12 protein-coding genes are annotated in these 14190 nt (G+C 43.5%); 4 read left to right on the top strand and 8 right to left on the bottom strand.

What is annotated here, in order from left to right:
- Positions 1–67: 67 nt before the first annotated feature.
- The 5 genes from FKN16_RS07305 to FKN16_RS07285 all read right to left on the bottom strand — a co-directional run bounded on the left by FKN16_RS07305 (position 68) and on the right by FKN16_RS07285 (position 6625).
- Entirely contained in the window at positions 68–598 is a 531-nt protein-coding gene (locus tag FKN16_RS07305; protein WP_012841150.1) for an MltR family transcriptional regulator, read from the bottom strand.
- A gap of 57 nt (positions 599–655) precedes the next feature.
- Positions 656–1804, bottom strand: a complete 1149-nt coding sequence (locus tag FKN16_RS07300) for a mannitol-1-phosphate 5-dehydrogenase (RefSeq protein WP_170902388.1) — start codon at positions 1802–1804, stop codon at positions 656–658.
- A 112-nt stretch (positions 1805–1916) separates the two neighbouring features.
- Positions 1917–3869 (bottom strand): PTS mannitol transporter subunit IICBA, encoded by a 1953-nt coding sequence (locus tag FKN16_RS07295; RefSeq protein WP_006742749.1) that lies wholly within the window; start codon positions 3867–3869, stop codon positions 1917–1919.
- A gap of 604 nt (positions 3870–4473) precedes the next feature.
- Complete coding sequence (locus FKN16_RS07290; protein WP_170902387.1) at positions 4474–6222, bottom strand: GNAT family N-acyltransferase; 1749 nt, start codon at positions 6220–6222, stop codon at positions 4474–4476.
- A gap of 136 nt (positions 6223–6358) precedes the next feature.
- Positions 6359–6625, bottom strand: a complete 267-nt coding sequence (locus FKN16_RS07285) for a hypothetical protein (protein WP_041852999.1) — start codon at positions 6623–6625, stop codon at positions 6359–6361.
- Positions 6626–6788: 163 nt separating this feature from the next.
- Between FKN16_RS07285 and FKN16_RS07280 the strand changes: the two genes are divergently transcribed.
- Complete coding sequence (locus FKN16_RS07280) at positions 6789–7508, top strand: SIMPL domain-containing protein (protein WP_006742751.1); 720 nt, start codon at positions 6789–6791, stop codon at positions 7506–7508.
- A 53-nt stretch (positions 7509–7561) separates the two neighbouring features.
- Here the strand turns inward: FKN16_RS07280 and FKN16_RS07275 are convergent, their stop codons facing one another.
- Positions 7562–8611: a DUF4382 domain-containing protein gene (locus FKN16_RS07275; protein WP_170902386.1), complete on the bottom strand. Its 1050-nt coding sequence runs from the start codon at positions 8609–8611 to the stop codon at positions 7562–7564.
- Positions 8612–8840: 229 nt separating this feature from the next.
- On the opposite strand from FKN16_RS07275, the gene FKN16_RS07270 reads away from it, so the two are divergent.
- Positions 8841–9116: a hypothetical protein gene (locus tag FKN16_RS07270; RefSeq protein ID WP_012841145.1), complete on the top strand. Its 276-nt coding sequence runs from the start codon at positions 8841–8843 to the stop codon at positions 9114–9116.
- Positions 9117–9210: 94 nt separating this feature from the next.
- Here FKN16_RS07270 and FKN16_RS07265 read toward each other — a convergent pair whose 3' ends face one another.
- Entirely contained in the window at positions 9211–10014 is an 804-nt protein-coding gene (locus tag FKN16_RS07265; protein WP_170902385.1) for a MetQ/NlpA family ABC transporter substrate-binding protein, read from the bottom strand.
- Between the two features lie 574 nt (positions 10015–10588).
- Between FKN16_RS07265 and FKN16_RS07260 the strand changes: the two genes are divergently transcribed.
- On the top strand, positions 10589–11956 hold the full coding sequence (locus tag FKN16_RS07260; RefSeq protein WP_170902384.1) for a site-specific integrase: 1368 nt from the start codon (positions 10589–10591) through the stop codon (positions 11954–11956).
- A gap of 400 nt (positions 11957–12356) precedes the next feature.
- Here FKN16_RS07260 and FKN16_RS07255 read toward each other — a convergent pair whose 3' ends face one another.
- Positions 12357–12743, bottom strand: coding sequence for a transcriptional regulator (locus FKN16_RS07255; protein WP_170902383.1), 387 nt, complete (start codon positions 12741–12743; stop codon positions 12357–12359).
- A 643-nt stretch (positions 12744–13386) separates the two neighbouring features.
- On the opposite strand from FKN16_RS07255, the gene FKN16_RS07250 reads away from it, so the two are divergent.
- Positions 13387–14100: an AraC family transcriptional regulator gene (locus FKN16_RS07250; RefSeq protein WP_006071385.1), complete on the top strand. Its 714-nt coding sequence runs from the start codon at positions 13387–13389 to the stop codon at positions 14098–14100.
- The last annotated feature ends 90 nt before the right edge of the window (positions 14101–14190 follow it).

Raw genomic sequence — 14190 nt, 5'->3', positions numbered from 1 at the left:
CGTCATACAGAAAGGATACGCAAAGAAAAGAGGCTAGTAGAGAAGGCGTTCCTTGCCGGAGGTTGGGTTAAAAAGGGCTGTCTTTGCCCAGTTCGTTACAGATCTCGACAATGGCGAGCGAGAGACCTGATTTTATTATTTGTTGCTGGCGTTGAAGTTGGAGTTGATAAAACTCAAGGTCGATGTCGTCATCAGGTTCGTTGACTTCTAATTGCACCATGCCCATTTTCTTTACCAGGTGCAGCTTTTTGATTGGCTCTAGAATATTTGGATCAGTGAACTCGTAGTCGGATGCATCGCTATTGAGTCGGTTTTTAAGCTTAATGATGTCTTCAATATCATGATAAATATCGTCTGGGAGGACGCCTAAGCCAAATAGGAGTTTCAAACGAACGGAGAGATCGCCCAGCGGTCCGGAGTCTTGCAGTAGGGGACCAACAACCGATTGCACGGCGAAGTTATCTTTACGAAAGATCCTTTGTATTAGCCCGTCGATGGAATCGTTGAACACATCGACTGCTGCAATAAAAAAGCCTCGTACCGATGGCGCGCTGTTTAATCGTTCAATGATCTCGGTTTCGTTGATGTTATCTGCCATATACTGAGTAACTGTTTAAAATTATATTTATGGGGAGCAGAGCTCCCCTTGATTCGATTAAAGCTGGTGGTAAATCGCTTCTATTTGAGCCACTTCAACACTGTCTTCAGCCAGACCGGTGTATTTTGCTAGCGTTTTTGTCACGCCAACCTCTTTTAATGAGGTCTGTAGCTCAACCGCTTGCGGATCGGTGTCGTTGGTGTATTTCAAAGCCGCCGCGATCCCTTTCAAAAGTGTTTGATTTTCAGTGCCATACTCGATTGTACCGAGTAATGGCTTCACTAATCTATCATTTGCACCCAATTTACGAATTGGTTGTCGTCCAACGCGATCCACTTCATCCACTAAATATGGGTTGGCAAAGCGACCTAAAATCTTTTCGATGTAAGCGTTGTGCATGTCGCGATCAAAACCGTAGCGCTTGATCAGTACTTCTCCGCTTTCGTGCATTGCTTGTTTTACTTCAGCATGAATGCTTGGGTCTTCAATTGCTTCACGAATGGTACGGTGCCCTTTCAAACAACCTAAATAAGCGGTAATGCAGTGACCTGTGTTTAGGGTGAACAGCTTACGCTCTACGAATGCCATTAGGTTGTTGGTTTTTTCCATGCCTGCAATGTTTGGGATATCGCCCTTAAACTGTTGCTCATCCACAATCCATTCACTAAAGCTTTCTACCGTGACTTCTAGTGGATCATCGTTGGCGGCTTCTGCTGGTGGCACGATGCGGTCTACCGCTGAATCAACAAAGCCAACCAACTCGTCTGCTTTTGCGTGCAGTGATTCATCCAAGTGTTTGTACACCTCACCTTTTAGGTGTGTGGTACCACGCACCATATTTTCACAGGCGATGATGTTAAGTGGCGCGTCATTGCCAGCTTCAAAACGTTTGGCGATGCCTTTCGCGATGGTTTTCGCGATGATATCTAATACGTTTGGACCGACCGCTGTGGTAACTAAATCGGTTTTGACGATGCGATCAATCACGTCATCACTGGCTGAGTTTACGGCTGTGACGTGGGCAACAGTATCGATTTGGCACTCGGTGCCCACGACTTTCACTTTGTATTCTTGTTTGTGGCTGAGCTGGTCTACCAACGGCGCATCAACGTCAGCGAAAGTGACCTCGACTTCTGCGTCTGCTAAGAGTTTACCGATGAAACCACGACCGATGTTACCTGCACCAAAATGAACTGCGTTTTTCATAATGCTTACCTACCAATATCTGAAAATGTTGACTTACGAAACTAGGGTGAGGCCAACCGCATAGGGGGTGACAGCTGACCTCATTTGCCTCAGGAGCAAATTAAAGGAGTAATTAAGCCGCTTGTTGACCGCCAAGGATGTTAAGAATTTCTTCTACATCGTTGGTGCTGGTTAGCTTCTCAATTGCTTCCGGCTCATCGAGCGCGTTCGTAATGGTGGTGATCACCTGGATGTGCTCATCGTTCTTAGCGGCAATGCCGATAACCAGTTTCGCGACATCGTCGTCATCTTCAGTAAATTGGATACCCGATGGGTATTGGCAAATTACAATGCCAGTTTTCTTCACGCGGTCTTTCGCTTCCACGGTACCGTGAGGTACTGCGATAGACTCGCCAAGGTAAGTTGGAACCAACGCTTCACGCTCAAACATCGCGTCTACGTATTCTGGTTCTGCGTAGCCAAGTTCAACCAATTTGTTGCCTGCAAAGCGAATGGCTTCTTCTTTGTTGGCTGCTTTCAAACCTAGGTGAATGTTCTCACGCTGGATTTGGAATACCGATGGCTGCTGTGGCTCAAAGCAGTCGTCGTTCGCCGCCATGACTGACACTTTCACCATTTGGTCGTCATTGGCTGCGGATTGGTTTTGTGCTGCCAGTAACTTGGTGACTAGCTGGTTATACATTTCGCTGTCTAGGAAGTTCGTCAATGAAATGTGGTGTGCGTTTGGAGCATGTTTACGTGCACGATCCGTTAAGTCTTTATGAGTAATCACGATATCTGCACTCTCTGGTAAGCTGTTAATGGCAAGGTTGGTTACGTGGATGTTCAGACCTGCGTCCTGAACCTTTTTGCGTAGCATGCTCGCGCCCATTGCGCTAGAGCCCATGCCCGCATCACAAGCGACAATAATGCTTTGTACTGTCGCTAGGTCTACGTCACCTTTGCTTTGGCTGTTTACCACCGCATCGTTTTTAGATGCAGATTTCATGTCTTTCATTTGTGATGTTGCTTTTTCTAGTGCTGCTTCATCACCGTCTTCTTCTGTTGACGTTTGTGTCTTCATTAGCAGTGCTGCTACGGCGAATGACACACCTGTTGCTGCTGCGATAGACGCTAGTACACCAACAATTGAGCCTTTTTGAGTCATCAACAAGATGGCGAAGATGGAACCTGGAGAGGCTGGAGAAACGATACCTGCGTTAAACATAGTGAGAACGAATACGCCCGTCATACCACCTGCGATAGCCGCAAGGATTAGGCGAGGGTTCATTAGGATGTATGGGAAGTAAATCTCGTGGATACCGCCGAAGAAGTGGATGATTGATGCACCACCTGCCGTTTGACGAGCCGTACCTTTACCAAACACCATGTAAGCTAACAGGATACCTAGACCAGGACCTGGGTTTGCTTCGATTAGGAAGAAGATCGATTGACCAGTCTCTGACGCTTGCTGAATACCCAGTGGAGAGAAGATGCCGTGGTTGATCGCGTTGTTTAGGAATAGGATCTTCGCTGGCTCAACAAAAATAGAAGTCAGTGGCAGAAGGTGCGCTGAAACAAGGAAGTTTACGCCTGCTGCCAATGCGCCTGAAAGCACTTTGACAAATGGACCGATAAGGAAGAAAGCCAAAATGGCGCACAGCATACCGATGATGCCAGCAGAGAAGTTGTTCACCAACATCTCGAAGCCACTTTTTACTTTACCGTCGATGTAGTTATCGAATTTTTTGATAGCCCAGCCGCCCATTGGGCCGACCATCATTGCACCCATAAACATTGGGATGTCGGTACCGACAATCACACCCATGGTAGTGATTGCACCAACGACCGCGCCGCGATCGCCGCCCACTAATTTACCACCGGTGTAACCGATCAGTAGTGGCAGCAAGTAAGTGATCATAGGACCAACCATGGAAGCTAACGTCTCATTTGGTAGCCATCCGGTTGGGATAAATAGAGCAGTGATAAAGCCCCACGCGATAAACGCGCCGATGTTAGGCATTACCATGTTTGACAGAAAACGACCAAAATTTTGTATCTTGATCTTGGCATCTGGTGATATCATAACAATTCCCCGTTCGATGTTCTGATGAATCTTGTTGTAGTAAACGGTTCGCCAAAACCGCTTGTTTGATTGCTTAGTACCCAATCAATTTACCACACATTTTCCAATTGGAACTGACGACGGGTTTTTCGTGATCAACCCCCGCATTTCTTCGGATGAAAAGCATTTTTTAAGTGATGATGATCAATTAATTGATATGTAACTTAATAACAAAAAATGACTTTCAAATCTGTCAATAAAAATATTAGTGATCAATTCGATCTTCTGACAAATATAAAATCAAAATTCATTGTGATTAAGATCACCTTTAATTTCTTTTCCAATTCAAATTAAATGCTCGAGATGATCAATATCACATTTTGTTTGACGTCAGGTTTGATTAAAAATGTGATCTATGACCATTTTGAGGTTTTGTGAAAGTTTATAACGTGAACGTTTGTGCGATGTTGGCGTTTTGTGGATTAAAGCTTGAGATGACTGGCCTTTTTGCGATGAGTTTAACTAAACACTTTGTTTTTAATGTCTTATGGGTAAATAACGCATCACGCTGCTCGCGTTGTGTTGTTTAGAGCGATTTTGAGCAGCGCGATACCTCCGACGACGGTTAATGGTTCAGAGCTAAATACTCGCGCGCGTTTCCACTGCCCATGTAACGTGCAAGCGTTTTCTCAGGCACATCGCGTAGATCCACCATAATCAATCCATCCAGTGCGTTGTTAAACGCCGGATCGACGTTAAAACACACCAACTTACCATTCAAACTCAAATATTGGCGCAGTAATACCGGAACGCCTTTGCCTTCGTCAATCCGAGCGATCACGCGAGATAGCAACTGTAAATCTCCCAATGCGGTTAGCATGCTGGTATTCCAGTTTAAGTTGGTTTCTGGCAGTGGGTTTGATGGAGTGACGTATTCGGCGCAGTTGTTGTCGTAGTGGTGTAGGGTCATCGATTGTGCCAGCAACTGACGCGCGGTATGGCTGTAATCGTTGCTGATGCTCACTGGGCCAAATAAGTGCGTGTATTCGGGATTTCGATGCACGAAGGTTGCGATGCCTTTCCACAGCAATAGTAGCGCGCTCATGCTCTTTTGATATTGCTGCGCAATCACAGAGCGCCCCATCTCAATGGATTTACCCATTTGATCGAGAAAGCCTTGGTCATAGTTGAATAAGGTGCGCGAATACAATCCTTCTACGCCATATTTCGCCAATAATTGATCAACTAATCCAAGACGGTAAGCACCTACCATGCATTGGTTCTCACGATCCCATACAAATAGGTGCAGGTAATCATGATCGAAATGATCGATGTCTATCGCTTGTCCGGTCCCTTCGCCAACTTGACGGAAATTATGTTCTCGCAAGCGGCCAATTTCATGCAGGAGAGATGGGATCTGCTGCGCGCTGGCGCAATATACGTCGAACTCGCCACTTTGAAGCAATTGGGTTTCTGTCGGTAAGCTGTGCAGATCTTCAAGCAATTGGCTTATGGGTAACCCTGCTGCAATAGGTAAGAGATCATTGTCTGAGACCGTTTGCTGAGTGGCACTTACATCGCGGTTAAGCAGGTAGGTGTTAAGCCTCAGATAATTGACGATCTGATCATCGTTGAGGTTATTGAGTTCTTTAAACTTGATTGCTTGCCCAAAGGACAATTCAATGGTTTTTGCGCTCTTGTTGAGCAGCTCTCTTCCCAACATCAAGGTGCGTAAAAGAGGGTGGATTTTACCTGCCATGTAGAAGCGTTTTGAGTTCTGCCCACGAATGAAGACGGGAACAGTGGCGGCTTTGTTCTTACGAATTAACGCACTGACACTGCGGCTCCATTCTTTGTCTTCTAAACGCTGTTGTTTGGCATCCACTAACTGCGACACTTCACCCGCAGGGAAAACCAATAACAAGCCGCCATTCGCAAGGTGTTTGTTGGCTGCTCTGAGGGCCTTCATATTCGATTTGACGGCGTCTTTGCCTTCGAATACGTCGACACCAATAAAAAGTTGGTCGAGCTCTGGTACGGTTTTTAGGTACTGATTCGCTAAAATTTGGATATCGTCTCGTATCATCAATAGTAGCTCGGCGAGAATCACGCCTTCAACACAACCGAGAGGGTGATTCGCCACAATGACGGTTGCGCCTTGCTTTGGCACTGCGTCGAGCGAACCATGGGCAATGCGATAGTCGATCCCCAAAATATCCAGCGTAAATCGCAAGAAAGTTTTGGTATCCGCATTCACGGGGCGTTGGGCGTAGAATTTATCGAGCTGACTTAAACCTGTTGCCCATTCTGCAACGTTTTCACCAATGCCAAACGGCGTTTTACGAGGGAGACGAAAAGGGGTCGAACTATCCATATTTACCTCAGCGTACAAGTGGCTGATCGGATAGTAGAAATTACAGATGACAGTTCAGAGGCAAATCCATGAGCCTTTGGTGACAAACTGGTGAAGCTTTGTTGACCAAAGGCGAGGGGATAGGGACGTATTAGCGTTACGTTTTGTCGCCAGCAAACATCAGGATACTCAGAGAGTTGAGCGTTTCACCGAGACTTTCTAGTGAGCTCAAGACCTGTTTGGTCGGCTCATTGTCTAGCAGAATGCGACCATCAAAGCGTTTCCCTTCGCATTGATCTTCATCGCACATACCCGCTTGGGGTTCTTGTGTTGAGTTGTCATCCATTACTAAGTCGTCAGTACTCAAACAAGCCGTTGAGACAAATAATCCGCTCAGAACTACCAGCCATTTTATTTTCAACATAATCTTAAAACTCACAATAAAACACCGTTCAATTGTAATTTATTCTATTTACCATTTCGAACGATATGACAAAAACTTGGCTTTAGGTCGCCATTTTCTGGCCATAGTTGAGCTATGTTATCGATACGACGAATTGTTACTTTTGGCGAAATTAGGAGGATGAATGGAGAAGATTTCCAATAGAGCGTCAATATGGCTCGGGCTGTGTCTGATAATTGGTTTAGGAGTATTGGGCTTTTTTATTCAGCAAACGGCAGTCAAATACAAAGCCTATGAGCGAGTGGTAACGGTGAAGGGATTGTCTGAACGAGAGTACTCTGCCGATACAGTGATCTGGCCAATTCAGTTCACCTTAGCGAGTAATGATATGGGGGCTATGTTTGATGACATCGATCAGCAAACGCGTTTGATTCTGGATTTCTTAAGTGCCAAAGGGCTCCCTGAAACGAGCGTTTCCCTTTCTTCTCCTGCTGTCATTGACCGAAAAGCACAGCAATACGGGAGTGAGCAAGATATCGAGTTTCGTTATTTAGCCTCGCGGACCGTTACGGTTTATAGTCAAAGTGTCGATGTGGTTCGAGCGGCAATTAATGAGATTGGTGAGCTAGGAAAACAAGGCGTACTGCTGAATCAGGACCCGTACGCGAACCGCATTGAGTACAGCTTTACTAAGCTGAATGATGTAAAGCCAGACATGATTGAAGAGGCGACCAAAAACGCCCGAGAAGTGGCGCAAAAGTTTGCCAAAGACTCACAGAGTTCACTGGGTAAGATCAAACGTGCCACGCAAGGGCAGTTCTCGATTTATGACCGAGATAGCAACACGCCTTACATTAAGAAAGTACGAGTGGTCTCAACAGTTCAGTATTACTTATCGGATTAAAATAATAGTCAAAAAGCCGCTCATCGTGTGAGCGGCTTTCGATAAGACGAGAGCTATAGGATAGGATTAATATCTTGCTCTGTATGCTCACCTTCGACCACATCAACAGGTGTGTAATGTTGATAAATCAGGAAGCCATCTTCTGATGTTTCATGGTTATCTGGTGTATCAACATACGCGGTACATGTGTACCCAATACTGTAGGTGCCTGGGCCAATGTAACCAAACTCGTAGCTGTAGGTTGTATTACCTTCTTCGTCTTGCGATTCATTCACGTTAGCTACTGAAATTGGCGCTTGGAGTGGTTCCATCGCGCCCATATCGCCCATGGTTGAGCGATCCATCGAACCTGCGTAAAGATAGACTGAGTGAACGGCAGGAACGTCATTTATTGCATTTGATGCTGCACTGTCTGCTTCACACGCTTGATACTGAATTTCACTGACTTCACCACCGATATGACCTGATTCTGATGCATTTACTAAGCTTACCGCATTAGAGTTCATGTTCATGTAATCTTTGCCCGTTGGATCTGCCAGACCTTTGCGTAAGTCAAACTCGACAACATAGCTATTATGACCAGTATGAACTTTTACATACTGACCTTTTTGCGAAAACTTCAAGCGACCTTGCTCGCTCGTATCTGGTTTAAAACCAAAACAACTGCCTCGGCTAGGCACAACTAAGCCTTTGATGTTGCCGTCTGTCTTCTCTACGTATGACAGCGTTGTATCGTTTAATTGTTTGCCGTCTTTAGCGTACACACACATAGCATAATCACCAGGAGCGATGTCTTGCTCGCTAATGATCGTTTTAGCGTTACTTCCCTGATATTCCATTAGATCAACTTGGTGTAGTGCTCCATTGTCACTAACATCTAACAGAATATGTTCTCCAGTTTGTTCGCCAGTTTCTGGGTCAAATGGTACAAGGACAACATCTTTAAACGCTAAGACGACTTTGTTGGCATCGTCGACAGGCGCATCGGAAACGCTGAGAGAAAAAGTGGCTGCTTCTGTATCGGATGAAGAGTCGTCGCTACCACAGCCCGTCAATAAAAGACCGCCTGAGATGGCAAGTAAAGGGTAGGTATATTTTTTCATTATGACCTCTTGTTTACACTGCTGATAAATGTAAAAGGCTAGTCTCAAAGTCGAGAAATGATGTCATTGTATTGTGATAGAGAGGTCAATCTTCGATGGCGCTATATACAAGTCCTTTTTTATAAAACTAAGTTCTTAACTGTGATGAGGGGAGTTTGATAATAGTCAAGCTGGCTTGTTTCTTATGAGCGTAAGTTAGTATGACTTACTGCTAGAAGGAATTAGTATCATGGCATACAAGCACTTTATTAGAGAACTATTGGGTTTAGCGATTGTTGTCTCTGTCGTCTTTGGCGTTTTAGGTGTGATGTTAGAGCTCTTTGCACTGACGGCACTCTGGGAGCATCAGCAAGCGATAGCCGATGTATTCTTTCATGAATCTCTCTACTTTGTCGTATTTTTAATCCCACCATACTTCCTTTGGAAGTTGATTAACCGCCCTGAATTGGTTTCTGCTGACCAAGCTTATTTGGCAATGAAGTTAGAGGCTGAAAGTCGACAATGAGTCGATTTAGTGAGTAATGAAAAGAAGAGGCTATGAGAAAACATTAGCCTCTTTTCTATCTGATTCGTGGGCAAAGTATTCGCTGCTTTATTGATTAAAAAGCTGCTTCGATTGTGCCTTTGAAAGTACGATCGAGATAATCACGAATTGCTTGAGATTGATAAATAGAAACGAACTTTTTATACGCTTCATTATTTTTGTCTGCTTCACGAGTAGCGATGACCATGACGGCCAGCGGTGCGTCTTTTGCTTCAAGATAGATACTTTGTTTCTTCGGATCTAAACCAGAAGACATTACGTAGTTCATTGTGATCGCGGCCGCGTCTACATCATCTAATGTTCTTGGTAGCTGAGCGGCATCTACCTCGACAAATTCAAATGACTTTGCGTTTTTTGTGATATCAGTTAGGGCGGCTTTATGGCCAACACCCTGTTTCAGCTCAATTAAACCTGCATCGGCGAGTAGCAACAGACCACGACCACCGTTGGTAGGGTCATTTGGAAGTGCTATACGTGCATTGTTTGGAAGCTCTTGCAGTGAGCGATACTTATTGGAATAAAGCCCCATACGCATCAGAATGGATTGACCAATCGACACTAATTTGGCGTCATGGCTATTGTTGAAGTTGTCTAAAAATGGTTGGTGCTGATAGCTGTTAATGTCGATGCTACCATCGCTAAGCGCGGCATTGGGTGTCACGTAATCAGAAAACTCGATGACTTCTACATTCAAGCCTTGCTTCGCTGCTTCCTTCGCTACTGCTTCAACTACTTGAGCATGAGGTCCTACGGTTGCTCCCACTTTAATGACAGAGTCATCTTTTTCTCCACAAGCGCTTAAGCCAACTACTGCCGTGAGAACCAAAGCTAGTTTCTTTAGGTGACGAATACTTTTCATTGTAACTCCATTTTTGTTTTAGACGTCCATACGTTTACATGTCCATCCTATCAGAAGTCGAAAAAGGGTCAATGGTTTAAATAGCGAGCAGACATTTTGTTTCTACGACTATATAGAAAACTTGGTAATAAGCGAAAAGAAAGAGAGGGTAGAATCGAGGAAGATGATAAGTTTGAAGTTGTTGAGGATATGAGCAACGAATTACTACACTCACAACTGCACCCAAAGTCAGCAGACACAAAAAAGGCGTAGTAGGTACTAACCTGCTACGCCTTTCGAAATTTGGTGGCCCCTCGCAGACTTGAACTGCGGACCAATCGATTATGAGTCCTACCAGGTTCATTTTTACGAGTATGCAATACTTGGTAATTTCTATTAAATTCAAATATTTACCTGTTTGTCTTTGTTGCGTTAGTTTGTATTGATTTTCATGTCACTTTTCTCTTGTCTGACCCATTACCTGACCTAGCTTTGCTTAGGCAGGAAATCTGTCAATATCATTTTTGGCTGCTTTTAGGTTATGTCTATTGGCCTAGAAAGTTAACTTCGCCAAAAAAGACAAGAGAAAATCAGAATGTTAACTGTTACTAAAATTCAATCCGCGACCAGTAGTAAAAATTCCTATTATCTCTGGGATCAGTCAGGTCAACGAGGTACAGGGCGTTTGGGAGTAAAAATTTTCACTAGTGGGAAAAAGCAGTTCGTGTTTCGCTACTACCAGCAACAGAAAGAAAAATTTATCTCAATCGGTTTATTCAGTACACGTGCTGGCAGTATGACTCTTACAGAAGCTCGCGAGAAAGCCCAGGTCTTCTCACAACTCTTGCTCGGCGGAAAAGATCCTAAATTGCATCTTGAACAACAAGAGAGCGAGCAGAAAAAAATTGATGCAGAGAGTAAAAGCTTAGGAACCATTGATGAGCTATTTCATAGCTATACGGAGCGCATGAAAATAGATGGAAAGAGAACGTATGAAGATGTGCGAAATGCGCTGGTACGAGAATTCTATCCATATATAGACAAAAACACCAAAGCGTGTGATGTAACGACAGATGATATTAAATACGTTATTAGTAAGATGATCCAGCGCGGAGCTATCACCCAAAGCAACCGATTACGTAGCTATGTGATGGCGGCGTTTAACCATGGGATGCGCTTTGATAACGATCCTCGTTATTTCTCTTTAGAGTCGAAATTTGGCATAAAATACAATCCAGTAGCACCAATTCCTAAGCAAAAAGATGGAGAGCGCATTGGTGAAAGGTTCTTAGAATGGCGAGAGTTACGGTGTCTGCTAAAAGATCTTCGTGAAAACTATGATCTTGTACCCATCGGACAAGATTTGAGGCACTTACTTCAACTGTGCATCTATCTAGGGGGGCAACGACCATATGAGGTGATTACGCTTGAATGGTGGAATGTTGATTGGGAAGAGAAGTTTATCTGTATCACTAAAGAACGTTCCAAAAACAAAAAAGATCATATCGTACCGTTGAACGGATTGGCTTTTGAAATACTTCAGAAACAATATGAGCTTTCTGGTGGTGGACGATATGTTTTTCCAAATCCCAAAGATGCAGAAGAACCCATGAGGACTAGCTCAATTTGTCGTGCAGTGACTCGTTATCGCGATGCCGTGGGGTTCGATAAGTTTGTGCCTAAAGATTTGCGCCGAACCTGTAAAACTTTGATGGGGGCATGTCGAATCAGCAAGGAAGTTCGAGATCGTATTCAAAATCACGCCTTACAAGATGTAAGTACACGTCACTATGATCGCTATGACTATTTTGACGATAAGTTAGGTGGGCTTGAAACCTGGAGCAGTAAATTGAAAGAGTTGATTGGGTATGTTCCACCAGCTTTGTCAGTTGTACCTTCTGCTGAAACGTTACCTTTTCCAGACATTAAAAGTACTCAGTCGCTAAGAGCTAACCTTAAATAAATATTGTTTTTGAAAGCCCCGTTGGGGCTTTCTGTTTATTAGTTGCTTCAATCAAAGCCGCTTGATGAATTTAGTTCGTTCTGTACTGCTATGACGTCTAACTTTTAGTGTCTAACTTCTAGTTGTACATAATTATATGATATTTAGTGTTTTTTTTACTTTTGTGTGTATTTTGATTAGTACGTTTATATTTTGACGTATTAACCTTAAATTACTGGTGTTTTTTTTTAATGCTATGATTTATATCTTTTTTATCTGACCTAAAATGATTTTATTGGTTATCAGGGAGCCTAAGAAGTATTTTTATTCACCTGTATAAGCTATCTTAATCAAGTCTACGAGCGATCTCGGTGTACAGAAAAAGCCAAGCAGAGTATGTCGCAGCAACGAGCGAAGGGGATTATGTAAATGGACCTTCTTGCAGTTCATTCTCTAATTCTTTGCCCAGAAGAATCTCAAAGTCAGTAAACAAAGCGACGGGACGGGAGGCATTATCTTTCTTCTCTATTTGGATAAAGCCTTTCGATGATAGTAAGTGGACTGTACGTGACAGTTTACGAATATTATGACCGCTGATGTCCGCAAGTTTAGCTAGATTTGCAGGCTTTTCCCTACTCATAAGGAGCATTAGCTCGATATTTTCATTACACAGTAACTTTGACACTTCATCTAGTGATGTGAACCAAAATGTCGGTAGATGCTTGTTATGATTAATGTTGCCTGCGGCCACACGAATCATGTGCCTACGAATGAGATCTTCTGACATAACTCCAATGCGAGCTTTCATTACTATCCTTCTTAAAACGAAACAGTAAACATAAGAAAAACCTAGTATATACAATGCTATTCTTAAAAAAAGTGGATAGTAATATTCACTATACTAATGGACGTCATTTTTATGAGCAAAAGGTCAAGAGAAACAACGATGTCCTATTCTCATCGAATCCCTTTTGATTCAGCCCCCTAAGGTCTACGAGCGATCTCTATAAGCAAATTTTTATGGTCTAGGAGTGATCCTCTTCTAGACGAATGTAGCTATAAACTATTGTATTGCAAATATTATTTCTTTAAAGGCTGCTGGTTTACGTGCGATCTCAGAAGCAATTTTCTGTGCTCTATGAGCGATCCTCTCCATAAAAGCCGAGGTGCAGGAGCGAGCTGAACTCGGTATGTGAGTGGTTAGATAAATAGAGGAGCAACGATATCAAAGTGCTGTGGAAAGCCACCGACTTTATAGACATGCTTCAGTTAGACTTGTTTACTTGGTTTTACTTAATTCAACTTATCCGAAGTGCACGATTTTGAGCATCGACTATAACTAGTTTCTGCCCCATTGTGAGCTACGTGAACCATCTGCTTGACCTAATTTTTGTAATGAGTGAAAGTTGCTGGAAATACCTGATATTGTCTTTTGCTAACTTGTTGTTGATATGAAAACTAGTTTAAGTATTCGCACTTACACAAAGCGCTTTAGTCGCCATGTTCACGATAGCTATCATCAACTGGTACTGCCTATTCAAGGTAATATTCATATTGATATGGATGGTTTCTTGGGTAAGGTGAGTGTCGGTGAATGCGTGGTGATCCCAAAAGGTGTAGCACATGGATTTAATGCTGATGAAGCAGCACGATTCATTGTAGCTGATCTTGATGAACTGCCTTCTCATTTGATCAGTGAGGAACTAGCTGTTTTTTCGATCTCTCCCCCTCTGTTGAGCTTTATTCACTTTGTTGAAAAGCAACTTGAATATCAGGTGGATAGTGCAATTGAAGCATCTATGGTAAGTATCTTCACCTTATTGCTGGGACAGCAAGAGTTGTCTCAAACTAACGATCCACGGATTCGAGCAGTGCAGTTGATGATCAGTGAACGGTTAGCCGAGCCTCATACCATTCAGTCGCTTGCTAAGATTGCGTATCTTAGTCCAACTCAGTTCAAGAAGCTCTTCAAAGAAAACATAGGGGTGAGTGTACTCAAATACATCACTGAGCAACGTATGGAGAAGGCTAAGGCACTGCTAACCCATACTGACTTACCTGTGCAGTGGGTAGCTGAGCGAGTAGGATACAGCGACCTTTCAGCTTTTAGCCGACGCTTTTCCGCCCACTATGGAATGTCTCCAAGGGAGTTCGCGCGCTCTTGAGTTCGTCTATTTAAACAACTATTGCGTCCTTTTAGCAAAAACATGATGTAATTAATCGCCTAAAATCTCTGCCTTGTTATGAGTTTTTCG

The organism is Vibrio sp. 11-4(1), from assembly GCF_013048625.1.
In the GTDB taxonomy this organism is placed as follows: Bacteria; Pseudomonadota; Gammaproteobacteria; order Enterobacterales; family Vibrionaceae; genus Vibrio; species Vibrio diabolicus.
This window is presented reverse-complemented; position numbering and strand designations above follow the sequence as displayed.